This window comes from Micromonospora sp. NPDC048930 (genome assembly GCF_043197935.1).
GTDB lineage: Bacteria > Actinomycetota > Actinomycetes > Mycobacteriales > Micromonosporaceae > Micromonospora.
In genome coordinates, this window is sequence record NZ_JBICUB010000001.1 from 337,313 (window position 1) to 362,091 (window position 24,779).

General features: G+C 74.7%; 25 protein-coding genes. 7 read left to right on the forward strand and 18 right to left on the reverse strand.

Features of this window, described 5'->3' with window-relative positions; all coding sequences use genetic code 11:
- Positions 1-17 precede the first annotated feature (17 nt).
- The 6 genes from ACGFI9_RS01720 to ACGFI9_RS01745 all read right to left on the reverse strand — a co-directional run bounded on the left by ACGFI9_RS01720 (position 18) and on the right by ACGFI9_RS01745 (position 5,210).
- On the reverse strand, positions 18-1,331 hold the full coding sequence (locus tag ACGFI9_RS01720) for a beta-ketoacyl-[acyl-carrier-protein] synthase family protein (protein WP_393173764.1): 1,314 nt from the start codon (positions 1,329-1,331) through the stop codon (positions 18-20).
- Positions 1,328-2,944 (reverse strand): class I adenylate-forming enzyme family protein, encoded by a 1,617-nt coding sequence (locus ACGFI9_RS01725; protein ID WP_393173766.1) that lies wholly within the window; start codon positions 2,942-2,944, stop codon positions 1,328-1,330. The genes ACGFI9_RS01720 and ACGFI9_RS01725 overlap by 4 nt, the downstream gene beginning before the upstream one ends.
- Positions 2,941-3,501, reverse strand: coding sequence for a beta-ketoacyl synthase chain length factor (locus ACGFI9_RS01730; RefSeq protein WP_393173768.1), 561 nt, complete (start codon positions 3,499-3,501; stop codon positions 2,941-2,943). The genes ACGFI9_RS01725 and ACGFI9_RS01730 overlap by 4 nt, the downstream gene beginning before the upstream one ends.
- A 65-nt stretch (positions 3,502-3,566) precedes the next feature.
- The gene (locus ACGFI9_RS01735) at positions 3,567-4,709 is read right to left on the reverse strand and encodes a beta-ketoacyl-[acyl-carrier-protein] synthase family protein (RefSeq protein WP_393173770.1); all 1,143 of its coding nucleotides are present in this window, start codon (positions 4,707-4,709) and stop codon (positions 3,567-3,569) included.
- Positions 4,702-4,947, reverse strand: a complete 246-nt coding sequence (locus ACGFI9_RS01740) for an acyl carrier protein (RefSeq protein ID WP_393173772.1) — start codon at positions 4,945-4,947, stop codon at positions 4,702-4,704. Before ACGFI9_RS01740 ends, ACGFI9_RS01735 begins: the two co-directional genes overlap by 8 nt.
- Positions 4,947-5,210 carry a phosphopantetheine-binding protein gene (locus tag ACGFI9_RS01745; RefSeq protein ID WP_393173774.1) on the reverse strand — a complete coding sequence of 88 codons (264 nt, stop codon included), beginning with the start codon at positions 5,208-5,210 and terminating at the stop codon, positions 4,947-4,949. Before ACGFI9_RS01745 ends, ACGFI9_RS01740 begins: the two co-directional genes overlap by 1 nt.
- 17 nt (positions 5,211-5,227) lie before the next feature.
- On the opposite strand from ACGFI9_RS01745, the gene ACGFI9_RS01750 reads away from it, so the two are divergent.
- A complete protein-coding gene (locus tag ACGFI9_RS01750; protein ID WP_393173776.1) occupies positions 5,228-5,836 on the forward strand; it encodes a 4'-phosphopantetheinyl transferase family protein in 609 nt (202 codons plus the stop codon).
- 8 nt (positions 5,837-5,844) lie between these two features.
- On the opposite strand, the gene ACGFI9_RS01755 is transcribed toward ACGFI9_RS01750, so the two are convergent.
- The 9 genes from ACGFI9_RS01755 to ACGFI9_RS01795 all read right to left on the reverse strand — a co-directional run bounded on the left by ACGFI9_RS01755 (position 5,845) and on the right by ACGFI9_RS01795 (position 15,332).
- The gene (locus ACGFI9_RS01755) at positions 5,845-7,227 is read right to left on the reverse strand and encodes a class I adenylate-forming enzyme family protein (protein ID WP_393173778.1); all 1,383 of its coding nucleotides are present in this window, start codon (positions 7,225-7,227) and stop codon (positions 5,845-5,847) included.
- A gap of 302 nt (positions 7,228-7,529) precedes the next feature.
- Positions 7,530-8,783, reverse strand: coding sequence for a beta-ketoacyl synthase N-terminal-like domain-containing protein (locus ACGFI9_RS01760; protein WP_393173780.1), 1,254 nt, complete (start codon positions 8,781-8,783; stop codon positions 7,530-7,532).
- Between the two features lie 142 nt (positions 8,784-8,925).
- Complete coding sequence (locus ACGFI9_RS01765) at positions 8,926-10,194, reverse strand: beta-ketoacyl-[acyl-carrier-protein] synthase family protein (protein ID WP_393173782.1); 1,269 nt, start codon at positions 10,192-10,194, stop codon at positions 8,926-8,928.
- Positions 10,191-10,598 carry a cupin domain-containing protein gene (locus ACGFI9_RS01770; RefSeq protein WP_393173784.1) on the reverse strand — a complete coding sequence of 136 codons (408 nt, stop codon included), beginning with the start codon at positions 10,596-10,598 and terminating at the stop codon, positions 10,191-10,193. Before ACGFI9_RS01770 ends, ACGFI9_RS01765 begins: the two co-directional genes overlap by 4 nt.
- Complete coding sequence (locus ACGFI9_RS01775; protein WP_393173786.1) at positions 10,591-11,313, reverse strand: SRPBCC family protein; 723 nt, start codon at positions 11,311-11,313, stop codon at positions 10,591-10,593. The genes ACGFI9_RS01770 and ACGFI9_RS01775 overlap by 8 nt, the downstream gene beginning before the upstream one ends.
- Positions 11,310-12,833, reverse strand: a complete 1,524-nt coding sequence (locus ACGFI9_RS01780) for an acetyl/propionyl/methylcrotonyl-CoA carboxylase subunit alpha (RefSeq protein ID WP_393173788.1) — start codon at positions 12,831-12,833, stop codon at positions 11,310-11,312. Before ACGFI9_RS01780 ends, ACGFI9_RS01775 begins: the two co-directional genes overlap by 4 nt.
- On the reverse strand, positions 12,833-13,303 hold the full coding sequence (gene accB / locus ACGFI9_RS01785; protein ID WP_393173790.1) for an acetyl-CoA carboxylase biotin carboxyl carrier protein: 471 nt from the start codon (positions 13,301-13,303) through the stop codon (positions 12,833-12,835). The genes ACGFI9_RS01780 and accB overlap by 1 nt, the downstream gene beginning before the upstream one ends.
- A complete protein-coding gene (locus ACGFI9_RS01790) occupies positions 13,300-15,003 on the reverse strand; it encodes an acetyl-CoA carboxylase carboxyltransferase subunit alpha (protein WP_393173792.1) in 1,704 nt (567 codons plus the stop codon). The genes accB and ACGFI9_RS01790 overlap by 4 nt, the downstream gene beginning before the upstream one ends.
- Positions 15,000-15,332 carry a TcmI family type II polyketide cyclase gene (locus tag ACGFI9_RS01795; protein ID WP_393173794.1) on the reverse strand — a complete coding sequence of 111 codons (333 nt, stop codon included), beginning with the start codon at positions 15,330-15,332 and terminating at the stop codon, positions 15,000-15,002. Before ACGFI9_RS01795 ends, ACGFI9_RS01790 begins: the two co-directional genes overlap by 4 nt.
- 436 nt (positions 15,333-15,768) lie before the next feature.
- Here ACGFI9_RS01795 and ACGFI9_RS01800 point away from each other — a divergent pair, with 436 nt between their 5' ends.
- The 6 genes from ACGFI9_RS01800 (at position 15,769) to ACGFI9_RS01825 (ending at position 21,033) form a co-directional block, all read left to right on the forward strand.
- Entirely contained in the window at positions 15,769-16,590 is an 822-nt protein-coding gene (locus ACGFI9_RS01800; RefSeq protein WP_393173796.1) for a BTAD domain-containing putative transcriptional regulator, read from the forward strand.
- Positions 16,591-16,741: 151 nt separating this feature from the next.
- Positions 16,742-17,089 (forward strand): TcmI family type II polyketide cyclase, encoded by a 348-nt coding sequence (locus ACGFI9_RS01805; RefSeq protein ID WP_393173798.1) that lies wholly within the window; start codon positions 16,742-16,744, stop codon positions 17,087-17,089.
- Between the two features lie 237 nt (positions 17,090-17,326).
- Positions 17,327-18,163, forward strand: a complete 837-nt coding sequence (locus ACGFI9_RS01810; protein WP_393173800.1) for a helix-hairpin-helix domain-containing protein — start codon at positions 17,327-17,329, stop codon at positions 18,161-18,163.
- A gap of 202 nt (positions 18,164-18,365) precedes the next feature.
- Positions 18,366-19,568: a low temperature requirement protein A gene (locus ACGFI9_RS01815; RefSeq protein ID WP_393173802.1), complete on the forward strand. Its 1,203-nt coding sequence runs from the start codon at positions 18,366-18,368 to the stop codon at positions 19,566-19,568.
- A 115-nt stretch (positions 19,569-19,683) separates the two neighbouring features.
- Positions 19,684-19,890, forward strand: a complete 207-nt coding sequence (locus ACGFI9_RS01820) for a hypothetical protein (RefSeq protein WP_393173804.1) — start codon at positions 19,684-19,686, stop codon at positions 19,888-19,890.
- Between the two features lie 183 nt (positions 19,891-20,073).
- Positions 20,074-21,033 (forward strand): TIGR03557 family F420-dependent LLM class oxidoreductase, encoded by a 960-nt coding sequence (locus tag ACGFI9_RS01825; RefSeq protein WP_393173806.1) that lies wholly within the window; start codon positions 20,074-20,076, stop codon positions 21,031-21,033.
- Positions 21,034-21,060: 27 nt separating this feature from the next.
- On the opposite strand, the gene ACGFI9_RS01830 is transcribed toward ACGFI9_RS01825, so the two are convergent.
- The 3 genes from ACGFI9_RS01830 to ACGFI9_RS01840 all read right to left on the reverse strand — a co-directional run bounded on the left by ACGFI9_RS01830 (position 21,061) and on the right by ACGFI9_RS01840 (position 24,669).
- Positions 21,061-23,163 (reverse strand): amino acid transporter, encoded by a 2,103-nt coding sequence (locus ACGFI9_RS01830; RefSeq protein ID WP_393175195.1) that lies wholly within the window; start codon positions 23,161-23,163, stop codon positions 21,061-21,063.
- A 98-nt stretch (positions 23,164-23,261) separates the two neighbouring features.
- Positions 23,262-23,681, reverse strand: a complete 420-nt coding sequence (locus ACGFI9_RS01835; protein ID WP_393173808.1) for a hypothetical protein — start codon at positions 23,679-23,681, stop codon at positions 23,262-23,264.
- A gap of 121 nt (positions 23,682-23,802) precedes the next feature.
- Positions 23,803-24,669, reverse strand: a complete 867-nt coding sequence (locus ACGFI9_RS01840) for an alpha/beta hydrolase family protein (RefSeq protein WP_393173810.1) — start codon at positions 24,667-24,669, stop codon at positions 23,803-23,805.
- Positions 24,670-24,779 lie beyond the last annotated feature (110 nt).

The following is a 24,779-nucleotide window of genomic DNA, read 5'->3' on the forward strand; positions in this document are numbered from 1 at the left end:
CGGGATGGACCGTCGGATCACCTCCCCGATCCGCCGTCCGGCGCCCCCGTTGACGACCACTCCGGCTCGGCGCGGCTGTCGCCGCGCCGCGACCCGGAACTGTCGGCGGCGACCCGCCGCAGCAGCAGGCTGACGTTCTGGCCGCCGAACCCGAACGAGTTGCTCAGCGCGTGCTCGGCCCGGGTGGTCCGGGGCGCGGCGCGGACGTGGTCCGCCTCGCACTCCGGGTCCGGGTCGTCCAGGTGGTACGTGGGCGGCAGCAGCCCCCGGCCGAGCGCCAGCGCGGTGGCCGCGGCCTCCAGCACCCCGGAGGCGCCGAGCAGATGCCCGGTGAGTCCCTTGGTGGAGCTGACCGGCACCGCGCCGACGCCGAAGACCGCCGCCAGCGCGGTGGTCTCGGCGATGTCGCCGAGCTTGGTGCCGGTGCCGTGCGCGTTGACGTAGCCGACCTGCGCCGGCTCCACGCCCCCGCTGGCCAGCGCGCGGCGCATGCACTCGGCCGCCCCGGCGCCGTCCGGTCGCGGCGCCGTCGGGTGGTACGCGTCGGTGTTCACCCCGTACCCGGCGACCTCGGCGTAGCCGGTGACGCCCCGGGCGGCGGCGTGCTCGGCGCGTTCCAGCACCAGCAGCGCCGCCCCCTCGGCGAGCACGAAACCGTTGCGCCGCTTGTCGAACGGGCGGCTGGCCTCGGCCGGGTCGTCCCAGCCCCGGGCGAGGGCCCGCGCGTTGCCGAAGGTGTCGGCGAAGGTCGGGAAGAGCGGCGCCTCGCTCGCCCCGCAGAGCACCACGTCGGCCTCGCCGGCCCGGATGAGGCGGACCGCGTCGGCGACCGCCTGGGCGCCGGAGGCGCAGGCCGTGCCGACCGAGGAGCTGTAGCCCCGGATGCCGTGGGTGATGGCGATCCGGGCCGACGGCATGTTCGGCAGGATCCCGGTGAGCAGGTACGGGCTGACCGCCGCCCGGCCCCGGGCGGCCCGGGCGAGCACCTGGTTCTCCAGGGTGGCCATCCCGCCGACCCCGCCGACGATCACCCCGATCCGGGCCGGGTCCACGTCCCGCCCCACCTCGATGCCGGCGTCGGCGAGCGCCTCGGCGGCGGTGAGCAGGGCGAGCAGCACGATCCGGTCGAGCACCCGGGTCTCCGGCCCGGAGGCGACGCTGCGCGGGTCGATGTCCGGCAGCACCCCGGCGACCTCCAGGCTGTCCCGGGCGGGGTGCCCCTCGGGTGGGCGGCGCAGCCCGGACCGGCCGCTGGTCAGCGCCGCGAAGGTCTCCTCGACGCCCCGCCCGGCCGGGGTGAACAGCCCCATGCCGGTGATGACGGCGGTCACGACGGCGCCTCGGTGAGGTAGCGCTCGCGCAGCGCCACCTTGCGGACCTTGCCGGTCACGGTGACCGGGATGTCGTCGGCGTGCACCGGCACCACCCGGCGCAGGGTGGCCCCGACGTCGGCCCCGAGGGCGGCCCGGATCCGCTCGGTGCGGTCCTCCTCCGGGTCCGCGCCGGCGGCCAGTTCGAGCAGCACGTCGGTGACGATGCTCTCGGCCTCCTTGACGATGACCACCGTGCAGTCGGTGACGTCGGGGCAGGCGGCCAGGATGCGCTCCTCGGACAGCGCGGTGAAGAACCGCTTCCCGTCGCCGACCTCGACCGAGTCGACGGCCCGGTCCAGGTGGTGGTAGCGGCCCTCCTCGTCGGCGTAGACCAGGTCACCGGTGAGGTACCAGCCGCGCAGCCGGGACCGGTAGGTCGTCACCGAGTCGTTCCAGTAGCCGCGGAACAGCGACGGCGAGTCGATGCCCAGCCAGCCGACCTGGCCGGGCGGCAGCTCGTCGCCCTGCTCGTCGAGGACGGCGACCTTGGTGAACCGGTACGGGCGGCCGATACAGCGGCCGTACCGGCCGGTGTCGGTGGTGTGGGTGATGTGGAACATCGAGTGCCCCATCTCGCTGGAACCGAGCCCGTCGATGAAGACCGAGCCGGGCACCCGCTTCACCCCCGCGCGGGTCATCACGTCCCGGGACCCGACCGCGACGAGCCGGCGTACGTGCGGCTCGTGCGAGCAGTCGCCGGTGTTGAACCACAGCCGCACCGAGTCCAGGTCGTACGCGGACAGGTCGAAGCGGGCCAGTTCCGCCCAGGTGACGGAGAAGCCGAAGACGCCGTCCGGCCGCCACCGCTGGATCGCGTCGAGCACCCGTTCGCCGCCCTGCTCGGAGAGGAGGAACATCTCCGCCCGGTTGCCCAGCGCCTGGTTGACCATGAGCACCGTCGCGGTGTGCGGGGCGGGCAGCGCGTTGAGGATCCGGGTGGTGCCCTGCGCCTGCGGCATGGCGAGCAGGTGCCGGGTGGCGGCGAAGAGGCTGGCGTGCGAGTGCAGCACCGCCTTCGGCACGCCGGTGGTGCCGGAGGTGTGGGTGATGACGATCGGGTCGTCCGGGTGGTGCCGGTAATGGGCGGGCGCGGCCGCCGGGTTGCCCGTACCGGCCTCGACGGGCTGGCCGAGCAGCGGGGCGCCGAGGTCGTGCCCGGTGAGGGCCGCGGCGCGCTCGGCGTCGGCGAGCACCCCGGCGGCGCGCAGCCGGCGGATGTACTCGGCGGCGATCTCCGGGCGGAGCTTGCCGTTCATCAGCGCCGGGATCGCGCCGAGCCGGGTCAGCGCCAGGAACGACAGCATCATGTCGGCGGCGGTGCCGGCCCAGACCGCGACCGGGTCGCGGCGGCGTACCCCGCGCTCGTGCAGCCAGGCCGCCCGGGCGGCGACCAGCGCGTCGAGCTGGCCCAGGGTCAGCGGGTGCTCGGCCGGATGGCCGTCGACCGCCGTGTCGAAGGTGAGTCCCGGCCCGTCCGGGTCGGCGCCGTGCGCCAGCACCCGGGCCAGCACGTTGCCCGCGCCCAGTTCCGGGTCGGCGGCCAGCGCACCGCGTAGTCCCTTCGTCCTCATTGGCGTGTTCCCTCCCCCAGCAGCACCGCGACCGCCTCGCTCGGCGTGCCGTCGGGTGCCTGTTCGATCAGGACCAGCAACGCCTGGTCGGCGTCGCCGTCGTACAGCAGCAGGTCGGCCTCGGCGGTGCCCTCGGCCCGCGGGTCCCCGGTCGGGCTCAGGCAGACCACCGGTCCGTCCAGTCCCCAGCGCGCCGCGACGTGCCCGGCGACGCTGTTCGGCACCGACTGGAAGAAGAACAGCGGCCCGACCCGGCCCCCGGCGACCACCGTGGCCCGGACGTGTCCCGCGCTGGCCCGGTCCCCGCTCGCGCTGACCAGCACCACCGCCGTCCGGTTGCCCGCCGGCAACGGCGGCGCACCGTGCGCCCGCCCCAGGCACCGCTCCGCCACCGCCACCACCACCGGCGCGAAGTCCGAGTGCACGAACCCCGGCACCCCCGGCGCCACCCCGTCCCCGGGCTCCGGCCACCGCGCCTCCGCCAGCACCCGCACCCGCTCCTCCGGCGCCCCCCGCCCTCCCCGCTCCGGCGATCTTGCAGTTGTGGTTGGGGACATGTGGCTTTCGCACCGTTCGTCGGCACCGCAAGCGCAAGATCGGTGGGTGGGGTCGGTGGCGGCGGTCATGGGGCACCTATCAGGAGGGCGGTGTTGGCGCCGCCGAAGGCGGCGTTGAGGGTGAGGGCATACGGGCTCGTGGCGGGGCGGGGGGCGTGGGTGATGACGTCGAGCGGGCAGGACTCGTCGGGGGCGAGCCAGCCGGCGTTGACCGGGAGCTTGCCGTGGGTCAGGGCGAGCACGGTGACCACCAGTTCGAGCAGTCCGGACGCCTCCAAGGCGTGCCCGTGCACCGACTTGGTGGAGCTGACCGGGATCCGGCCGGCGAGGTCGCCGAGCGCCACCCGCAGCGCCGCCGCCTCGGAGGCGTCGCTGTACGAGGTGCCGGTGGCGTTGGCGTTGACGTAGCCCACCGCCCCGGCCGGCAGCCCGGCGCGGCGCAACGCCGACCCGACCGCCCGGGCCAGTCCGCGCCCCCGCGGGTCGGGCTGGCAGGGGTGGTACGCGTCCCCGGCCCGCCCCCAGCCGGCCACGGTCGCCACCGCCGACGCGCCCCGGCGGCGGGCCGCCGCCGCGGATTCCAGCACCACGGCCGCGATCCCATCGCCGAGCAGCAGCCCCTGCCGTCCGGCGCTGAACGGGCGGACCGCCCCGTCGGCGGCGAACGCCCGGCCGGCGTCGAAGAGCGCGTACTGGTCGGGCTCGACCAGGTAGCCGGCGGCGACCACCACCCGGTCCAGGTCGCCCCGGCCGATCAGGGTGGCCGCGTCGGCGACCGCGGTGCTCGCCGACACGCAGGCGGTGGTGTAGACCCGGGTCCGCCCGCCGAGACCGCACCGGCGGGCCAGGTGACCGGCCAGCGCCGGGACCTCCGCCCCACCGTCGGACTCGGACGCCGCGCCTGGCGCGGGCAGCGAGCGCGGCCCGCCGTGGGTGGCCAGGAACAGCGCGGACTCCGCCCGCCCCGCCCGGTCCAGCCCGGCCGCCCGGCAGGCGGCGTCGACCGCGTCGGCCAGTTCGTCGGCGAGGGTGCCGACCTCCGGCAGGGTGGCCGCCACGGCGACCCGGCGGCCGGTGGTGTCGAACCGGCGCACCGGCGCGAACGCCGGGGTGCCGGCGAGCACCCCGGCGAGCAGCGCGTCGGCGCCCCTGCCGAGGGCGCTGAGCGCGTGGACGCCGGTGATCCTCGGGTGCTCCCGCTCAGCCATCGGCCGGGGCGGTCAGCGAGGTGTGGAACACCGCCAGGGCGTCGTCGACGGTGCGGATGCCGGCGAGCTGGTCGTCGGAGAGGTCCAGCCGGCGGTCGTAGCGTTGCTCGACGAGGTGGACCAGCCAGGCCAGCTCCATCGAGCCGATCCGGTCGGGCACCTGGTCGACGGGTTTCGCGGTCAGTTCGGCGAGCATGCTCACCAGGTCAGCTCGCCCCAGGTCGGGCTGACCGGCCATCAGGAGTTGTCGCTCGTCGCGGCCACCCGCTCGGCGACCATGGCGGTGAACTCGCCGACCGTCATCAGGGCCAACTTCTCCGACTCGTCGTCGGCGAACTTCAGGCCGTACCGGTCCTCCACCCGGACGGCGAGGTCGGCCAGGGCCAGCGACTCGAGGTCGACGCCGGAGGGGCCGAGGGTGGTGTCGTCGTCGAGGTCATCGACGTCGTAGTTCATGTCGGCGAGCTGCTCGACGACGAAGGTGCGGACCTCGTCTCGCATGGCCTTAACCTCTTTCCGTGAACCAGCTAGCGGTGCCCGGTCGGGACACCGTGTACGTGTGGACCGGCCGGGCCGCCGGCGACCAGCGGGAGCTGACGCGGCGGCTGCTGCGACGCGCGGGTGGCGCGTTGCTCGACCGTGCCGAGGCGGAGATCGGGGTGCGACGGACGCCCGGCGGGCGCCCGGAGGTGTACGTCCCGGACGGGCGGACGCTGCCGGTGAGCGTCAGCCACGTCGACGGGCTGGTCGTGGTGGCCGCCCGGCCGGGCGGGCCGGTCGGGGTGGACGTCGAGCGCCGCCGGACGCTGCCCGCCGTGGCGCTGGCCGAGCGCTGGTACCACCCGGCCGAGGCCGCTTGGCTGCGCGCCCGCGACGGGGCCGGCCGGGAGCTGGACTTCCTGCGCCTGTGGACCGCGAAGGAGGCGGTCGGCAAGGCGCTCGGCGACGGGCTGCGCGACGGCGGGCTGCTCCGCCGGATGCCACCGCCGGGCGGCCCGGGCGAGCTGCTGCGCCCGCTCCCCGACCGGCCCGGTGTCCGGGTGGGGCACCCGGAGGCGGGGCGCGACCTGGTGCTCGCCGTGGCCGTCGCCGGCGTGGCCGGGCAGGTCGAGGTGCTCCTCGCGTAGCGGGCCGGTCATGACGCCGCGCCCCGCAACACGGTCGCCGAGCGGACCAGCTTGCCGGTGGTGGTGCGCGGCAACCGGTCGAGCAGGTGCAGGGTACGCGGCCGCTTGTAGCCGGCGAGGCGTTCGGCGAGCAGCTTGTCCAGGGTCTCCTCGGACAGCGGCCCGTCGGGCTGGACGTAGGCGGTGATCCCGTCGTCCCAGACCACCACCGCGGCGCCCACCCCGGGCAGCTCGGCGAGGGTGGACTCCACCTCGGTCAGGTCGACCTTCATGCCGCCGACGGACACCTGCGAGTCGAGCCGGCCCTTGACGGTGACCAGTCCGGTCCGCGGGTCGACGGTGCCGGCGTCGCGGGTGTGCAGCCAGCCGTCGGCCCAGCGGGTCGGGTCGGCGAGCCCGACGTACGGGGACGCCGGGCAGCTCACCCAGAGCTCGCCGTCCTGTTCCCGGACCCGGATGCCGGGGGCGGGGGCGATGGCGGGACGGTTCCGCCCGTACAGGTCGGTGCCGATGACGCCGACCTCGGTCATCCCGTACATGTTGCCCAGCGGGACGCCGAAGCGGTCGGTGAAGGCGCGGGCGACCGCGGCCGGGACCAGCTCGCCGCCGGTGGTCATCCGCTTGAGCTGCGGCAGCGGCCCGGACGGCCGGGTGGAGGCGAGCAGTCCGATGTGGAAGGGCACGCCGAGGACGGTGGCCGGGGTGTCCTGGGCGGCGACGGCGGCGAGGATCGCGTCACCACTGAGCCGTTCCGGCGGGCACAGCTCGACGCCGGCGTGCATCCCGTAGAGGAGGCCACCGACCAGGCCGAGCACGTGCACCATGGAGGGCAGCAGGATGATCCGCTCGCCGGGCAGCGCCACCCCGTCGATCCGGGTGTACCGGTGCACCTCGCCGACCAGGTCCTCGGCGGTACGGCCGATCACCTTGGACGGCCCGGTGGAGCCGGAGCTGAGCTGGATGACCGCGTGCGGGCTGCCGGCCGGCCGGTCCGACCAGGACGTGATGCCCTCGGTGACGTCGACGAAGACGCGCAACGCTCCCCCGCCGGTCCGCACCGGCGCGACCACCACCTGCGGGCTGAGCCGGGCCAGGGCACGGTCGACCTCGTGGTCGGTGAGCCGGTGGTCCAGCAGGATGGCCTGCGCGCCGCTGCGCCAGGTGGCGAGGAGGTTGACCACGTACGCCAGCGATGGCGGCAGGCGCAGCGCGGCGGCGCCGCCGGGACGCAGTCCGGCCGCGGCGAGCCGGGCCTGCGCCGCCTCGACCAGGCGGTGCAAAGCGCGCTTGTCCACCGGTTCGGGAAGACGCAGACAAATGTCGGTGGGGCGGCCGGTGAACAGGATGTCGTCCACCCAACTCGCCGCTGCCGGCGCAGGATCTTCCGCCATAGGATGTGCTGTCACGACCGCCCACCGCCCAGCATGAAAGTGGGCGATATCCGCCCAACCAGTGCGTTCTTCGGGGTGCTGTCGGAACCCTACGACGGTCCGTCACCGCATAGCTACATGCAAATGGCTAGATCAAGAAAAGCGGCTGGGTGGATTGCTCAGGATCGATCGGGCAGGCAGTATCGGGCGCGTACGCCGGCTCGGTACCTGTCGGCCGCCGGGCGCTGCGTGCTGCGCGCCGGAACGGCGACAGGGCGGTGTCCAGACTCTTCGGACACCGCCAGCTCCCCGACCCGTCGCCGCTACGCGTGGTCCATCCCGGCCGGCGGCGGCGCGGCGCCGCGCAGCACCAGCGCGCTGTTGAACCCGTCGAAGCCGCGCGCCCCGACCAGCGCGATCCGGCTGCGTGGCCGGCGGGCCTGCCGCAGGAAGTTCAGCTCGCACCCCTCGGCCGGCCGGTCGGGTCCGGCCGAGGCGGGCAGCAGGTCGTGCTGGAACGCGAGCAACGCGGTGGCCGCGTCCAGCGCCGACCCGCCCTGGTGGGCCCGGCCGGTCAGTGACTTCTGGGTGGTCACCGGCGGCATGCGGTCGCCGAACACCGCGCGCAGGGCGTCCGCCTCGGCCCGGTCGTACGCGGGCACGCCCAGCGCGTCCGGCCAGACCACGTCCACGTCGTGCGGGCGCACGCCGGCCCGGTCCAGGGCCAGCCGCAGCGCGCGGGCGTAGTGGATGGGGTCGGGACCGGCGTCCACGTCGGTGGGGGCGGCGTCGTGGGTGGCCGCCCAGCCGGTGATCTCGCCGTAGATCCGGGCGCCCCGGGCCAGGGCGTGGCCCAGCTCCTCCACCACGAACACCGCGCCGCCCTCGGCCGGCACGTACCCGTGGGCGTCGGCGTCGAACGGCCGGTACGCCCGCTCCGGGTCCGCGACGTCGCTGAGCAGGCCGGAGCGGAGCTGGCAGGCCAGCGCGTACGGGCTGAGCGGGCACTCGGTGGCCCCGGCGATCACCACCGGGGTGCCCCGCCGCACCGTCCGCACCGCGTGGGCGAGGCTGTCCAGCCCGCCGGCCGACTCGGAGACGGTCACCCCGGACGGGCCCTTGAACTGGTGGCGGATGGAGAGCTGCCCGACGCTGGCCGCGTAGAACCAGGCGATCGACTGGTACGCCCCGACGGTCCGGGTCGGGCCGCCCCAGAGCCGTTGCAGTTCCCGCTGGCCGAACAGGTTCCCGCCGGAGGAGCTGGCCAGGGTGACCGCCCACCGGTACGGGTCGGGCGACACCTCCGGCAGCCCGGCGTCGGCCAGGGCCAGCCGGGTGGCGGCGAAGCCCAGGTGGGTCCAGCGGTCCGTCTGCACCCGCTGCCGGGTGTCGGCGTAGTCGGCCGGGTCGAAGTCGGGCACCTCCCCGGCGACCCGGGTGGGGTAGGTGGCCGGGTCGAACAGGGTGATCGGCCCGGTGCGCCGGGCGCCGGCGAGCACGGTGGCCCAGTGCGCCTCGGCGCCGACGCCGCTGGGCGCCACCACCCCGATCCCGGTCACCACCGCCCGGGCGGTCACGGCGTCACCTTCGTTCGCGACTGCGGGGCTCGCACAACCGGCTCACTCCTCGCGCTCACCGGCGTCACCTTCGTTCGCGACTGCGGGGCTCGCACAACCGGCTCACTCCTCGCGCTCACCGGCGTCACCGCCCACGTCGGGCTCATCGGGTCACCGCCAGGCGGCGGAAGACCATCGCGGACTGGAAGCCGCCGAAGCCGCTGCCCACCGAGAGCGCCACGTCGACCGGCACCTCCCTGGCCTCGTTGGGCACGTAGTCCAGGTCGCACTCGGGGTCCCGGGTGCTCCAGTTGGCGGTGGGCGGCACCACGCCGTACTCGATGGCGAGGGCGCAGGCGGCCATCTCGATCGAGCCGATCGCGCCGAGCGAGTGCCCGACCATCGACTTGATCGAGCTGATCGGCACCCGGTACGCGGTCGCGCCGAGCGCCCGCTTGAAGGCGGCGGTCTCGTGCCGGTCGTTCTGCCGGGTGCCGGAGCCGTGCGCGCTGACGTACGAGACGGCCGACGGGGCGAGCCGGGCCTGGCGCAGCGCGTCGGTGATGGCGACGGCCATCTCCACCCCGTCGGGGCGCAGCCCGGTCATGTGGAAGCCGTTGCTGCGGCTGGCGTAGCCGGCCACCTCGCAGTAGACGTGCGCGCCGCGGCGGCGGGCGTGCTCCGCCTCCTCCAGCACCAGCACGGCGGCCCCCTCGGCGAGGACGAAGCCGTGCCGGTCGGCGTCGAACGGCCGGGAGGCGTGCTCCGGGTCGTCGTTGTCCGGGCTGGTGGCCTGGATGGCGTCGAAGGAGGCGACGGTGACCGGGGAGATCGGCGAGTCGGCGGCCCCGGCCAGCACGATGTCCGCCTCGCCGTCGACGACGAGCTGGTGGGCGTACCCGATGGCGTCGATGCCGGAGGTGCAGCCGGTGGAGACCACCTGCGCCGGGCCGTGCAGGCCGTGCCGGCAGGCCACGTCGGCGGCCAGGCTGCTGGGGACCAGCGCCTGGTAGAGGTACGGCCCGCCGAGGGCGTGGTCGACCAGCCAGTGCCGGCCGGAGTCGCTGACCCGCACGTACTGCTGCTCCAGGGCCATGGTGCCGCCGACCGCGGTGCCGAGGACCACGCCGGCGCGTTCCCGCTCGGCGTCGGTGAGTGCGAGGCCGCTGTCGGCGAGCGCCTCGGTGGCGCAGGCCAGCGCGAACTGCACGTACCGGTCGGCGCGTTGCCGCTCGGCGAGGGTGATCCCGGCGGCGTCCGGGTCGAAGTCGCACTCGGCGGCGATCTGCGAGCGGAACGGCGACGGGTCGAAGAAGCTGATCCGCCGGGTGGCGGTGCGCCCCTCCGTGATGGTCTTCCAGAACCGGTCCCGGGTGGCGCCGCCGGGGGCGACGACGCCGATGCCGGTGACCACGGTCCGCCGGCCGGTCACGACGGTTCCCGGGGTGGCGGGGCGACCTCGGTGTCGACGTGGCCGAGCTCGGGGCGGGGCGCGAGGGGTCCGAGGCTGAAGACGACCTCGGCCGGTTCGTGGCCGGTGTTGCGCAGCCGGTGCCGGACGTCCTTGGGGACGAAGAGCGCCTCCCCGGCCGCGAGGGGCACCGGGCGGTCGTCCAGGTCGACGGTGATCGCGCCGCGGGCGACGTAGAGGAACTCCTCGCTGTAGGGGTGGTAGTGCTCGGCGATCCGTTCCCCGGGGGCGAGGGCGGCCACGCCCATGAACCCGGCGGTGCTGCCGACGGTCTTCGGCCCGAGCAGCACCCGCAGCTCGCCGCCGCGCCGCCGGTCGGCGGGGACGTCCCGGACGGAGACGGGGGCGGTGGTGGTGTCAGGCATCGCGACCTCCCTGGCCGGCCTCGGCGGCCCGCTGCTCGATCCGCTCCTTGATCACGGCGAGCTGGACCTTGCTGTTGGTGTTGATCCGCTCGGTCATGCCGGCGTTGTCGACCGGCGCCTGCGGCTTCATGGCGAAGTCCTGCACCCAGGTCATCCGGGTGCCGCCGGGGATCTCGTCGTAGCGCCAGTGGATGCGCATGTACTCGAACGGGCCGGTCTCCACCCGGTGGGCGTGGACCTGCCGGGTGGCCCGGTCGGCGGTGCGTTCGCTGACCCAGCTCCAGGACACGCCGTTCTCGTCCGGGTGCATGGTGAGCCGGAACCGCACCGTGTCGCCCTCCCGGTGCAGGATGTCGACGACGGCGTACTCGGTGAACAGCTGCGTCCAGTTGGCGACGTCGTTGGTGACGTCCCAGACCAGGGGCAACGGCGCGGCGATGTCGATGGCGTTCTCGGTGTGCCCCGGCGGATCGACCTTCCGGGCCACCAGGTCCGCGACGCCGGCGATGCTGAGCTGGTTGGCCTGCTCGGGGATCTTCACCTGCCACCGGTCGGCGACGACCGCCGACAGCTCCAGCAGGGCGAGCGAGTCCATGCCGAGCTCCTCCAGGCTGGCGGCCGGGGTACGGGCGGCGGCCTCGGGGTCCAGGCCACAGTGGGTGACCAGGATGTCGGTAATCTCGCCGGCGAGCTGGCGATCGGGAGCGACGGTCATCGGGTCCTCCTAGCGGTCGGGCCGGCGGCGGGCGCGGCCGTGACGGGCGTACGGCCGGCCGGGTCGGCCTCGCCGCGGGCGACGGGTACGGGATCGGTGGCGGGCACGGCGGGGGCGGCGCCGGGTACCGGCGCGGGTGACCCGTTCCGGCCGGCCGGCCCGGCGCCGTCGGTGGGGGTGAGCAGCCGGTCGACCAGCCCGGTGCTGTGCCGCCCGGCGCGGAAGGCCGGGTCGCGCAGCACCCGCCGGGCGAACGGGATGGTGGTGCGAACCCCGGGGCCGGCCACCTCGAACTCGTCGAGGGCCCGGTCCAGACGGTCCAGCGCGCCGGCCCGGTCCGGCGCCCAGACCGCCACCTTGGCCAGCAGCGAGTCGTAGTGCGGGCTGACCAGGTAGCCGGCGTGGCCGTGGGTGTCGACCCGGGTGAACGGGCCGCCGGGCGGCCGGAACCGGTCGAGCCGGCCGGGCGCGGGGGCGAAGCCGCGGTCCGGGTCCTCCACGTTGACCCGGCACTCGACCGCCACCCCGCGCAACCGGATCTGGTCCTGCCGCCAGCGCAGCGGCGTCCCCGCGGCGATGTGCAGCTGCTCGTGGACCAGGTCGACGCCCGTGACCATCTCGGTGACCGGGTGCTCGACCTGGATCCGGCAGTTGATCTCCAGGAAGTGGCATTCCTCCGCCGCGTCGACGAGGAACTCGAACGTTCCGGCGCCGGTGAAGCCGACCGACAGGGCCCCGCGCAGCGCGATCTCGGCGAGGGTGTCCAGGGTGGACGGCCGCAGCGCCGGGGCCGGGGCCTCCTCGATCAGCTTCTGGTGGCGGCGCTGCACCGAGCAGTCTCGAGTGCCCAGGTGGATGCCGTTGCCGTGGCCGTCGCAGAGCACCTGCACCTCGACGTGCCGGGCGTCGGTGAGGTACCGCTCGACGTACACCCGGTCGTCGCCGAAGGCGACCTGGGCGGCGGTGCGCGTGCGGGCGTACGCGCGGGGCAGCTCGGTGGCGGAGCGGACCACGGTCATCCCGCGTCCACCGCCGCCGGCGGCGGCCTTGATGATCACCGGGTAGCCGACCTCGGCGGCCACCTCCAGGGCGTCGGCCACCGTCGGCTGGGTCCGCACGCTGCCCGGCGGCAGCGGCAGCCCGGCCTTGCTCATCAGCGCCCGGGCGGTGGACTTGTCCCCGAGGGCGGACATCACCTCCGGCGGCGGGCCGACGAAGGTGAGCCCGTTCTCCGCGCAGATCTCGGCGAAGTCGGCGTCCTCGGAGAGGAAGCCGTAGCCGGGATGCACAGCCTGGGCCCCGGTCTGCCGGGCGGCCTCCACGATCGCGGCGGCGTTGAGGTAGCTCTGCCGGCTGGCGGCCGGTCCGATCCGTACGGTCTCGTCGGCCAGCCGTACCGGCAGCGAGTCGGTGTCGGCGCTGGAGTGCACCACCACCGTCCGCACGCCCAGTTCCCGGCAGGCCCGCAGGACCCGCAGCGCGATCTCGCCCCGGTTGGCGATCAGCACCTTCTCGAACATCACTCGCCCCGCCCGGTGACCGGTTCCAGGGCGATCAGCGGTTGGTCGTACTCGACGGGCTTGCCGTCCTCGACCAGCACCTCGACCACCCGCCCGGCCTGGTCGGCGGTGACCTCGTTCATCAGCTTCATCGCCTCCACGATGCCGACCACCTGGCCGGGTCGGACCACGTCGCCGACCGCGACGAAGGGCGCCGCGCCCGGCTCCGGGGACCGGTAGAAGGTGCCCACCACGGGCGCCCGCACCGCCCGCCGGTCGGTCGTCGGCGCGGTCTCCAGCGCCGGCTCCGCGACCGGTTCCGGGTCGGTCCGCGGCGCCGGCGCCGCCGGGCCGTGCCATTCGACCTCCAGCACCGTCTCGCCGGTACGCAGCCGGACCCGGCGGACCGGGCCGGCCAGCTCGGCGACGAGCCGGCGGGCCTGCCGGCGCAGCCCGTCCAGCACGTCCTCGGGCCCCGGCGCCGCGCTCATCGGACCACCTCGGAGAAGCGGGCCGCGCCGTAGCGGCGGAACCGCTGCCGGCGGCGGCGGACCAGGGTGGCCGGCGGCACGTCGAGCAGCGCGGCGAGGTTCGCCGCCACCGCCCGGCCGAGCCGGTCGGCGGCGCCCGCCGGGTCGCCGTGGGCGGCCGGCTCGGGTTCGGGCACCACCTCGTCGACCACTCCGAGCCGGCACAGGTCGGCGGCGGTGAGCCGCAGCGCGCGGGCGGCCTGCGGGGCCGCGGAGCTGTCCGGCCAGAGGATCGCGGCACAGCCCTCCGGGCTGATCACCGAGTAGACGGCGTGCTCGAGCATCAGCACCCGGTCGGCGACGGCCAGGGCCAGCGCCCCACCGCTGCCGCCCTCCCCGGTGACCACCGCGACGACCGGGGTCGGCAGCACGCTCAGCGCCAGGATGTTCTCGGCGATGGCGGCCGCCTGCCCCTGCTGCTCGGCGTCCACCCCGGGGTCGGCGCCGGGGGTGTCCACCAGGGTGACCACCGGCAGGCCGAGCCGGGCGGCCAGCCGCATCAGCCGCAACGCCTTGCGGTGCCCGGCCGGGCTGGCCATGCCGAAGTTGCGGGTGACCAGCTCGGCGGTGGTGTGTCCCTTCTGGTGGCCGATCACCATCACCGGCCGGCCGTCGAGCCGGGCCAGGCCGCCGACCACCGCCGGGCAGTCCGCCCCGAGCCGGTCGCCGTGCAGTTCGACGAAGCCGTCGAAGGCGGTCTCCAGGTAGTCCAGCGTGGTCGGCCGGCCGGGGTGCCGCGCGGTGCGCACCGTCTCCCAGGCGTCGCGCTCCAGACCGGCCGCCGCCGGGGGCGCGGCGGCGGGCGCGGGACGCGGCGCCGGCTCCTGCCGGGGTACGGGCCGACGACGGCCGGCCCGGCCGGCGCGCGCCGCGGCGAGCAGGGCGGTCAGCCGGCCGCGCAGCGCCTGCCGGGGCACCACCATGTCGACCTGCCCGTGCCGGAGCAGGAACTCGGCGGTCTGGAAGCCCTCGGGCAGGGTGGCGCCGGTGACCTGGCGGATCACCCGAGGGCCGGCGAAGCCCATCCGGGCGCCGCTCTCGGCGAGCACCACGTCGGTGTTGGTGGCGAAGGACGCCGCCACCCCGCCATACGTCGGGTCGGTGATGACGCTGACGGTGAGCAGGCCCGCCTCGCGCAGCCCGGCGATGGCCTGGCTGACCGTCGCCATCTGCATCAGCGACAGCGCGCCCTCCTGCATCCGGGCGCCGCCGGAGGCGGTCACCAGGACCAGCGGCACCTCGTCCGCGAGCGCCCGCTCGGCGGCCCGGGTGATCAGCTCACCGACGGCGCAGCCGAGGCTGCCGCCGAGGAAGCGGAAGTCCATCACCGCGAGGGCCACCGGGTGCCCGCCGATCCGGGCGGTGCCGCAGAGCACCGCCTCGTCCAGCCCGGTGCCGGCGCGCGCCGCGCTGAGCCGGCGCGGGTACGGCAGGGCGTCGACGAAGCCGATCGGGTCGACCCGGGCCGCCGCGTCGGGCAGCGGGGTGAAGGACTGCGGGTCGGCCAGTTGCGCCACCCGGTCGGGGGCGTCGAGCCGGGCGTGTGACCCGCACTCGGGGCAGACGTCCAGGTTGCGGCGCAGCCGTTTGCGGTACAGCAGCGAGGCGCAGCCGTCGCAGCGGGACCAGAGCTGTTCGTTGCGCGGCGCGGTCGTGGTCACGGCCGCCGTCCGGGGGCGTCGTACCGGTAGAAGCAGTGCGCCATGGCGTCGCGGGGAGACCGCCAGGTCGGCAGGTACGGCGAGATGTACGGCCGCAGCCGCTCGCTGACCCGGACGAACTCGGGGTGGCCCCGGGCGTCCTCGACCGCGCCCTCGGTCGGCCGCTCCGTCTCCAGCAGGTGCACGTACAGGTCGTGCAGCCGGTAGAGCGAGCGGTGCCGGACGCCGACCAGGCCGGGCAGGTCGGTCGCGTCGGACTCGGCGAAGATCTCGGCGACCCGATCCTCGGCGGTCGGCAGCACCTTGGCGACGATGAGCGAGCGGTCCATGGAGAGCCTCCCCTGGGATGCGTTCCGGGGCGGGCACCACCGCTCCGCCGGACGACTCCCGACACGGTGCCGACGAGGGCGTCAACGCGGCGTCATCCGGCCGCCATCCTGATCGGAGTGTCGTGACGCTGCGTTGACGCAAACTGTGCGTGAGCTATGTGAAGATCGTCTTCCTGATTCGGAATGGCGACACTTATTCGCAGTTCAGCGCTGTTTTGAATGGGTCCAGTAGAGACGGTCGCATTGATGACCACCCGTTGACCCAGCGTAACCATCGTTGATAATCTCCATTCTTGTCAGCCCGGCGACAGCGGCGTCCGCCGCCGAGGTGCAGCCCCTCCGACACCGGGGTCGCGGGCCGCCGAGCCGGGCATCAGGAGACGGTCGGGACGTGGGTTCCGGTACAGGGGGTGCGCCCGTGTCCGGTCAATCGAGGATGCCGACGGCCGAAGATCCGTCCGCCCCACGGGTGTCCCTGCACCTGCTGGGCGGCTTCCGGCTGCTGCACGACGACGTCCCGGTGGTGGTGCCCCGGGGGCTGCAGCGGGTCATCGCCCTGATCGGGCTCCAACCGTCGGCCACCCGCAGTCACCTGGCCGGCCTGCTCTGGCCGGAGACCTCGGAGGAACGGGCGCTGTCGTCGCTGCGGACCGCCCTGTGGCGGCTGCGCCAGGACCCGTGCTGCCCGCTGCTCACCGACGGTGACACCGTCCGGCTGGGCGACACCGTCCAACTCGACGTGGACGAGCTGGTCGAGGCCGCCGCACGGGTCCGGGACGGCGAGGTCCCCCGCGCCGCCACCACCGGCCGACACGACCTGCTCCCCGGCTGGTACGACGACTGGGTGCTGCTGGAGCGGGAACGGCTGCGCCAGCTGCGCCTGCACATGCTGGAGGAACTCGCCGGCAACCACCTCGCCGCCGGCCGGCACGGCGAGGCCCTCGAGGCCGCGCTGGAGGCGATGGCCGCCGAACCGCTGCGGGAGACCCCGCACCGCCTGGTGGTCCGGATCCACCTGGCCGAGGGGAACGCGTTCGAGGCGGTGCACGCCTTCTACGTCTACCGGGACCTGCTCCTGCGCGAGCTGCGGCTGGAACCCTCCGCGGCGATGTGCGCGCTGCTGGCCGACACGCTGGCCCCGATCCGGCACGCCACCCGGCGGGAGCCGCCACCGCGCCGGACCGACCGCAGCGGTCCGCCCGGCACCACGGCGCCGCAGCGTGGTCCGAGCGCGCCCACCGCGCCCGGACCACGGTGAGCCGGCCGGACCGACCACAAGGGACGTCACCGACGCTGTCACCGCCTGGCGACATGCGGTGACGGCGAGGTGACAGCCGGCCCGCCACGCTGTGGCACACACCGCGTCCCCCCACTCCTCGGCGGGGGCAGCACCGGCGAGAGGGGTTCCGATGAGCCGACTGTTGGTCGTCAGCCGGATCGTGCCAGGCGCGCAGGCACGGGTGGCACAGATCTTCGCCGAATCCGACGCGACCGAGCTGCCCCGCCTGACGGGTGTCCGGCACCGGTCCCTGTACTGCCTGCACGACCTGTGCGTACACCTGATGGAGACCACGGACGTCGATCCGGACGCGGCGGCCGGGGTGCGCGAGCACCCGCTGTACCGGCTGGTCAACGAGCGGCTCTCCGCGCACACGTCGCCGTACCTGCCGACCTGGCGCTCCCCACGGGACGCCGTGGCCGGCTGTTTCTACAGCTGGGACGCCGTCGGCGCGCCGGCGCCCGGCCGGCTCTGCTGACCCCTCGGCACCGAGACCGGCGTCCCGGACCCCCCATGGCACCAGGGTCCGGGACGCCCCCTTGTGGCCGGCTGGGACACACGCTGGGTCACCCCGCCACCACCGGCCGGTACCGCCCCGTCCCACCAGCGACGGGAGCGGCCGACCTCTCTGTCGTCGCCGGCGCGCGTGTGCGAAGCTGCCCCGAGTTTTCTCGCGACTGTCACGCACACACATACGCACACGAGGAGGTTGGCCGTGCCGTCGAGTTTCGGGCAATGGCTGGTCGTGATCCTGGCCCTGGCGGTGGGACTGGTGGTCGGCTGGGTGGTGAGCGGTCGCCGGACCGCCGCCGCGCCGGCGACGCCCACGGTGGAGGGTGAGCCCGCCACCGTCGACCAGGAGCGGCCGGTGGCCGTCGTGGACGAGGTTCCCGCGCCCGCCGCGGTGACCGAGGAGCCGGCCCCGGCCGAGCAGGACGCTCCCCCGGCCGCCGAGGCCACCACCCTGCCGTCCACCGAGAACGCCGACACCACCGCATCCGCCGAGGTCACCACCGCCGACGAGCCGGCCCTGACCGCCGAGGCGGAGCCGGTGGCCGTCGCCGAGCCGGCCGGTACCGAGGTGACGCCGGCCGACGACGCCGAGCCGGCGACCGTTGCCGACGACGCCGAGCCGGTGCCGGCCGCCGAGGCCGAGCCGGCCGCCGAGGCCGAGCCGGCCGCCGAGGCCGAGCCGGCCGCCGAGGCCGAGCCGGCCGTGACGGCGGACGCGCCGATGGTCGTCCCCGCGCCGCGCGCCGCGGTGGAGGACGCCGTCCCCAACGGGACGGTGACCGGCGAGGAGGCGGCGGACGACTTCCGGCGGATCCAGGGCGTCGGGCCGAAGATGGCCGCCGCCCTGCAGGGCGCCGGCATCCGCACCTACCAGCAGCTCGCCGAGCTGGACGAGGCGGCGCTGCGGGAAACCATCAAGGCCGCCGGGCTGCGCGCCACGCCGAGCCTGGCGACCTGGTCGCAGCAGGCCAAGGTGCTGGCGGGCGCCCGCGCCGAGGCCGAGCAGGTGCTCCCGGCGGGGACCGGCGAGGACGCCTGACCGCCCCCGCCCCGGGCCCGGTGGCGGGCACGCCACCGGCCCGGGGCGGCGTGCCCGCCACCGGGCGCGGGCCGGCCGCCGCCACCCGCTGGTGGATCGGGCGGAAAGCGCTGAAGCAGACACGAGCGCGCGCGGCCGTCGCTACCGTCGGTGAAGGGCCGGACGGCCCGCCGCGCCGATCCCGCCACCGCAGGAGCAGTTCGTGCCCTTCGCCACGCCGGAGCAGCCCGCCGACCGGCGGCTTCCGGTACGTGACCCGGAGTCACCCCGCCGGGTGACCCTGCTGGAGCTCTTCTTCGACCTGGTGTACGTGGTCGCGCTGGCCCTCATCTCGCGCGGCCTGTACGAGGAGGTCACCTGGGAAAGGGCCGTCCAGTCCCTGCTGATGCTGATGGCCATCTGGTGGACCTGGGCCATCACCACCCTGGTCACCGACCTGTACGACCCGGAACGCCCCGAGATCAAGCTGCTCATCGCGGCGGTGATGTTCGGCGCGCTGCTGATGACCACCGCCATCCCGGAGGCCTTCGGCGACCGCGGGTTGGTCTTCGCCGGCACGTACGTGGCGATCCATCTCGGACGCGGGCTCTTCCTCATGCCCACGGTCCGTCACGACCGGCAGACCCAGCGCCGGGCGGCCCGGATCTTCCTCTGGTTCGCGCTCTCCGCGATTCCCTGGCTGATCGGGGGCGTGCTGGACCGGCACGCCCGGGACCTGCTCTGGGCGCTGGCCCTGGGCATCGACTACCTCGGCTTCCGGCTCGCGTACCCGGTGCCGGGGCTGGGGGTGGTGCCCGACTCCCGGCGGAACGTCACCGCCGAGCACCTCTCCGAGCGCTACCAGCAGTTCTTCATCATCGCCCTCGGCGACGCCATCCTGGTCACCGGCATGATGTTCAGCATCCGGCACTCCGAGGCCGAGAACCTGGCCGCGTTCGCCATCGCCTTCGTCACCACCCTGCTGCTCTGGCGGATCTACGTGCACAAGTCCGGTGAGCTGCTGCCGCAGGCCATCTCCCGGTCGAAGCAGCCGAGCAAGTTCCTGCTGACCGCGCCGTACACGCATCTGCTGATGGTGGCCGGGGTGGTGACCTCGGCGGCCGGCTTCGAGCTGGTGCTGCACGAGCCGACCGGGCATACGCCGCCGGCCTGGGCGGCGGTCATCCTCGGCGGGCCGGCGATGTTCCTGGCCGGCCGCGGTGCCTTCGAGTACGAGGTGTTCAGCCGCGTGTCGCTCTCCCGCCCCGGCGGGCTGCTGGCCCTGCTCACCATCGCGCCGGCGGTGCTCTTCCTCCCGCCGCTGTTCGCCGCGTTCGGCGCCATGCTGGTGCTGGTCGGGGTGGCCGTCGCCGACCACCTGCGCAGCCGGGGCCGGCCGCCGGAGGAACCGGTCCCACCGCACTGAGCCGCGGCGATGGTCGGAACCGGTCGCGCCGACGCCGCCCACCGTTTGGCCGTCGCCCCGCTCTGGGTACAAGACCTTCACCTCGACATCCACCACAACCCCGTGGAGGCAACCCATGCGCGGCACCTCGATACTCGGCGTCCTGGTCGTCATCTGGCTCATCATCGGCGCGATCGCCGCCGGTCAGCGCGGCTACTACAACAACGACGACACCAACTGCGCCGAGGCGGGCACCATCCTGGTCACCATCGTGGCCGGTCCGCTGAACTACATCGGCGCCAACCCCAAGGTGGACTGCACGCTCCCCGAGCCGTCCAAGTAGGTCACCCCGCCCCGCCGGCCCGCGCCCGCTCCCCCGCGGCGCGGGCCTCGTCGTGTCCGCAGCGGTGCCGGCCACTCCCCGTAAGGCTTCCTAGGAGGCTGCGTTCCGGGAGCGGACGGGTGTTTGCCGGCCGGTCCGGCGGGAAGGGCAGCGGTCCAGCCGCCGCGGGAACGGGAGACCGGCATGCAGATCGGTTACAAGCTCGCCTCGGAGGCGTTCGGGCCGCAGGAGCTGATCCGGCAGGCGGTCCGCGCCGAGCAGGCGGGCTTCGACTTCGTCGAGATGAGCGACCACTACCACCCGTGGCTGGACGTGCAGGGGCACTCCTGCTTCACCTGGAGCGCCCTCGGCGCGATCGCCGCCAAGACGAGCACCCTCGGCCTGGCCACCGGGGTCACCTGCCCCACCGTGCGCTACCACCCGGCGATCATCGCCCAGGCCGCGGCGACCATGGCGTTGATCTCCGACGGTCGGTTCACCCTCGGCGTCGGTGCCGGCGAGCGGCTCAACGAGCACGTGGTCGGGCAGGGCTTCCCGAGCGTACGCGGGCGGCACGAACGGCTGCGCGAGGCGCTGGAGATCATCCGGCTGCTCTGGCAGGGCGGCTACCGCTCGTACGAAGGGAAGCACCTCCAGTTGGAGGACGCCCGGGTGTGGGACCTGCCGGACACCCTGCCGGTGATCGCGGTCGCGGCCAGCGGTACGGAGTCCGCCGCGATGGCCGCCGAACTGGGCGACGGGCTCTTCGCCACCGAGCCGAAGGCGTCCATCGTCACCGACTACCGGGCGGCCGGTGGCCAGGGCCCCCGCTACGCGGAGGTCCCCATCGCCTGGGCCCCGGACGAGGAGCAGGCGGTACGGGCCGCGAAGGAGACCAGCCGGTGGGCGGTCACCGGCTGGAAGGTGATGAGCGAGCTGCCCAACCCGGTCAACTTCGACGCGGCCACCGGCTGGGTGGAGGACCAGCACATCCGGCGGCAGTTCTCCGTCGGGCCGGACCCGGAGACGCACCTGGCGAAGGCCCGGGCGTACGTGGAGGCCGGCTACGACCACATCGTCCTGCAGAACGCCGGACCCGACCCGGACGGCTTCCTCGACTTCTTCGCCGGCGAGCTGAACTCCCGGCTGCGCGCGCTGGGCTGAGCCCCGGCCCGATCCGGCGGGCGGCGCTCAACCACCGACGTGGATGCCGGGGCGGCGGGTGGGATCCGGCTCGGACTTGCGGAGGATCTCCCGGACCACCGGCGGGGTGTCGCCCCGGCCGAGGATCAGGTAGCGCAGCAGGTGCGCGATCGGGTTGCCCTCGGACCACTCGAAGTGGCAGTGCGGCCGGACCCCGGTGGCGTCGCGCAGCGACAGCAGGACGGCGGCGATGGCGTTCGGCGCGGCCGGGCTGCTGGCACGCAGGATCCGGTACCCGCCGACCTCCACCCCGTGCACGCACAGCACCCCGCTGAACTGCGACGGGTCGGAGATGTCGATCTCCAGGAAGAGGATGTCGGCGGCGCCGGGCACCGGGTTCATCCCGCGCTGCGCGCGCTCCTTGAGCCGGTACTCCTTGACCGAGCCACTCTGCCGCTTGTTGGCGATCAGATGCAGCTGGCCGTCGTGGGCGATCGAGTCGGCGAGGAACCTCCGGGCCGCCTCGTCGAACTCGATCCGCTCGGCCCGCAGCTCGGTGGTCCGGGACACCCGGGAGATCAGCGAGACGGCGACGATGCCGGCGATGAACAGGCCGGAGATGGCGATGCCGTCGGGCTTCTCGATGACGTTCTCGGTGAGCGCGTAGAGCAGCACCGCGGAGAGCGCCGCGAAGCCGGCCGCGGCGAGCCGGTGTCGCGCCCGGAACGCCGAGATGGTCACCGCGATGGCCCCGGAGACCATCATCGCCAGGATCCCGGTGGCGTACGCCCCGGCCTGGGCGTTGACGTCGGCCCGGAAGGCGAGCGTGATGGCGATGCTGATGGCGGTGTAGACCAGCACCACCGGGCGGACCGCCCGCCCCCATTCCGGGGCCATCCCGTACGTGGGCAGGTAGCGGGGCACGATGTTGATCAGGCCGGCCATCGCGGAGGCCCCGGCGAACCAGAGGATCAGGACGCTGCTGATGTCGTAGACCGTGCCGAACGCCTCGCCCAGGTGCTCGTGCGCGAGGAACGCCAGTGCCCGGCCGTTGGCGGGGCCGCCGGGCCGGAACTCCTGCGGCGGGATCAGCACGGTGGTGACGAAGGTGGTGGTGATCAGGTAGACCGACATGATCAGCGCGGCGGTGGTGAGCAGCTTGCGGGTGTTGCCGATCCGGACCCGCAGCCGCGCCTCGGAGTCCTGGCCGTCCCCCTTGACCAGCGGCATCATGCTCACCCCGGTCTCGAACCCGGACAGCCCGAGCACCAGCAGCGGGAAGGCGAACACGCTGGTCCGCAGGACGTCCCCGGCCCCGCCCAGCTCGGTGAGGCGGGCGGTCCAGCCGCTCAGCACCGCCGGGTCCTGGAGGACCTCGACCAACCCGGCGACCACGATCACCGCGTTCAACGCGAGAAAGACCGCGACCAGTGGGATGGCGACCTGGACCGCCTCGCTGAACCCCATCAGGAAGACCCCGCCGAGGATCAGCAGCAGCACCACGGTCACCAGCACCGCGGCGGTGCCGCCGTGCGGGAAGGACCGGGGCAGGACCGGGTTCTCCAGCAGGTGCACCGTGGCGTCGGCGGCGGACAGGGTGATGGTGATGATCCAGGAGGTGGCCACGAAGCCGAGCAGCACCAGCACGAAGATCTTGCCCCGCCAGAACGGCAGCAGCCGTTCCAGCATGGCCACCGAGCCCTGGCCGTGCGGGCTCTCCCGGGCCACCCGCCGGTACATCGGCAGCATCCCGAGCAGGGTCAGCGCCACGATCAGCAGGGTGGCGAGCGGGGAGAGCACGCCGGCCGCCACCGCGGCGATGCCGGGCAGGTAGGACAGGGTCGAGAAGTAGTCGACGCCGGTCAGGCACATCACCTGCCACCAGGGGTGCGCCGCCGCCTGGTGCTCGCGGGTCTCCGGGCCGACCGGCTGCACCCGGTGCTCGAAGAGCCAGCGGGCCAGTCGGCTGGCCGGCTCGGGCGGGCGGACCGGGGCGTCCACGCACGCCGGGACCACGTCCGGCCCCCGCCGGGCGCGGCCGCCGCGCTCCGGATCGCGCGCGTCCCGCAGCGCCCGGTACGCCGCGGCGGTCTGCGCCTGGCGTCGCCCCCGCGCACGTCGGGGCTGCGCCCCGTCCCGCCCGTCCGCCATGAGCACCCCTCCACACCCTGCACCGACCGTAGGCGGTACCCCGGGCCGTGCCTGGCGGAACCCGACAAGCCGAAAAGATCGTCCGGCGCGCCGCCGACTCAGCCGGGTGAGGCGAGCACCGCGTCCCGCAGGGCTGCCGGGTCGGTGACGGTGACCGTGACCCCGGGGTGGCGGGGCCAGGGGCCGGGCATCAGGCCCGGTACCGGAGCGGCGAACCGCAGACAGACCCCGGCGGCCAGGCTGCTGCCGAAGGTCACCCCGCCGTCGGCGAGAGACAGGTGCGGGCCGATCGCCCGCCACCAGCGGTACGGGCCGCCGAGTTCCGCGCCGGTGACGTTGCCGCGGGCGGTGCGCAGCAGCCAGGGACCGAACCGGACGATCAGCTCGTCGGGACCGAGCTCGACCCGGGCGGTCTCCGGGCGTACCCCGAGCAGGGCCAGTGGCAGCCGGAACGCCGGGTCGAACCGGAACGCGAAGCGGCGGACCGGGTCGGGTCGGGCGGGGTCGGGGTGCGCCATGGCGGCGACGTACCCCGCGCGAGGCGTCCGACACCCGGTCAGCCCGGGCCGGCCCAGCCACCGCCCCGCACGCCGGGACCGGCCGGCACCCCCCGGGCCGGCCGGTCCCCCGCGGTTGCGGTCATCCGTGCAGGCCCAGGCGGTCGGCCAGCCAGGCGAGCCGGTCGTCGCGGGCCTGGGCGGCGCCGAGGTCGTGCTCCTCGTGCGGGTAGAGCGACACCCGGGCCTGCGGCGCGGCGGCGGCGAACGCGGCCCGGGTCTCCGGGCCGACGAACCGGTCCGCGCCGGCGAACTGGAGGTACGCCCCGGCGCCGAGCGCCCCGACCAGGTCCACCGGGTCCAGCCCGGCGAACACCGCCCGGTACGCCGCCTGCTCCTCCGCCGGCAGTTGGAGCCAGTACCGGTCGAACCAGTTCGCCCAGGTGGCGTCCGGGGCCAGCAGCACCGCGGTGCGCAGCCCGGGTTCCCCGGCGGCGAGGTCCACGGCGTATATCGCGCCGTAGTCGTGGCCGACCACGGCGGTGCGGGTCGGGTCCACGCCGGGCTCGGCGAGCAGCCGCCGGTACGCCTGCCGCACCGCGTCGAGCTGCCCGGTCACCGCCGCCCGGTCCCGCACGTCGCCGACCGGGTCGCCCGCCCACGGGAAGGTGAGCTGGGGCAGCACCGAGACCACCCCGCGCCCGGCCAGAGCGGTCGCCTCGGCGAGGAACTCGGTGCGGTCCTGGCTGGCCCGGCCCGGCTCGAACCAGTGCAGGTCGAGCACGCCGGCCAGCCCGCCGGCCGGCTGCTGCGGCCGGACCAGCCACGCCCGGACGGCCGGCTGCCCGGGCACCGGGATCTCGATGTCCCGGACCAGGACGGCGTCCCGGTGTCCCTCCATGGCGGGCGCGGCCCCGTCGGGCACCTCCGCCCGGGCGCCGCCGGCCGCGACGAGCGCGCCGGTGACCAGCAGCACGGCCGTGGACACGAGTACGGACAAACGTCGCACCACACACCTCCATAAGTTTTTAAACGTGTTTTACAACTGATGACGCTAGGATGGCGGACGGCGATCGGTCAAGGCGGGAGGTACGACGGACGTGTCGGCAACCGGACGGC

Excerpts from the sequence above, each read along its gene's own strand:
- ACGFI9_RS01725 (WP_393173766.1), bottom strand. The coding sequence starts at position 2,944 with ATGAGGACGAAGGGACTACGCGGTGCGCTGGCCGCCGACCCGGAACTG.
- ACGFI9_RS01730 (WP_393173768.1), bottom strand. The coding sequence starts at position 3,501 with ATGTCCCCAACCACAACTGCAAGATCGCCGGAGCGGGGAGGGCGGGGG.
- ACGFI9_RS01735 (WP_393173770.1), bottom strand. The coding sequence starts at position 4,709 with ATGGCTGAGCGGGAGCACCCGAGGATCACCGGCGTCCACGCGCTCAGC.
- ACGFI9_RS01740 (WP_393173772.1), bottom strand. The coding sequence starts at position 4,947 with ATGGCCGGTCAGCCCGACCTGGGGCGAGCTGACCTGGTGAGCATGCTC.
- ACGFI9_RS01745 (WP_393173774.1), bottom strand. The coding sequence starts at position 5,210 with ATGCGAGACGAGGTCCGCACCTTCGTCGTCGAGCAGCTCGCCGACATG.
- ACGFI9_RS01755 (WP_393173778.1), bottom strand. The coding sequence starts at position 7,227 with ATGGCGGAAGATCCTGCGCCGGCAGCGGCGAGTTGGGTGGACGACATC.
- ACGFI9_RS01770 (WP_393173784.1), bottom strand. The coding sequence starts at position 10,598 with ATGCCTGACACCACCACCGCCCCCGTCTCCGTCCGGGACGTCCCCGCC.
- ACGFI9_RS01775 (WP_393173786.1), bottom strand. The coding sequence starts at position 11,313 with ATGACCGTCGCTCCCGATCGCCAGCTCGCCGGCGAGATTACCGACATC.
- ACGFI9_RS01780 (WP_393173788.1), bottom strand. The coding sequence starts at position 12,833 with ATGTTCGAGAAGGTGCTGATCGCCAACCGGGGCGAGATCGCGCTGCGG.
- accB (WP_393173790.1), bottom strand. The coding sequence starts at position 13,303 with ATGAGCGCGGCGCCGGGGCCCGAGGACGTGCTGGACGGGCTGCGCCGG.
- ACGFI9_RS01795 (WP_393173794.1), bottom strand. The coding sequence starts at position 15,332 with ATGGACCGCTCGCTCATCGTCGCCAAGGTGCTGCCGACCGCCGAGGAT.
- ACGFI9_RS01800 (WP_393173796.1), top strand. The coding sequence starts at position 15,769 with ATGCCGACGGCCGAAGATCCGTCCGCCCCACGGGTGTCCCTGCACCTG.
- ACGFI9_RS01805 (WP_393173798.1), top strand. The coding sequence starts at position 16,742 with ATGAGCCGACTGTTGGTCGTCAGCCGGATCGTGCCAGGCGCGCAGGCA.
- ACGFI9_RS01820 (WP_393173804.1), top strand. The coding sequence starts at position 19,684 with ATGCGCGGCACCTCGATACTCGGCGTCCTGGTCGTCATCTGGCTCATC.
- ACGFI9_RS01825 (WP_393173806.1), top strand. The coding sequence starts at position 20,074 with ATGCAGATCGGTTACAAGCTCGCCTCGGAGGCGTTCGGGCCGCAGGAG.
- ACGFI9_RS01830 (WP_393175195.1), bottom strand. The coding sequence starts at position 23,163 with ATGGCGGACGGGCGGGACGGGGCGCAGCCCCGACGTGCGCGGGGGCGA.
- ACGFI9_RS01835 (WP_393173808.1), bottom strand. The coding sequence starts at position 23,681 with ATGGCGCACCCCGACCCCGCCCGACCCGACCCGGTCCGCCGCTTCGCG.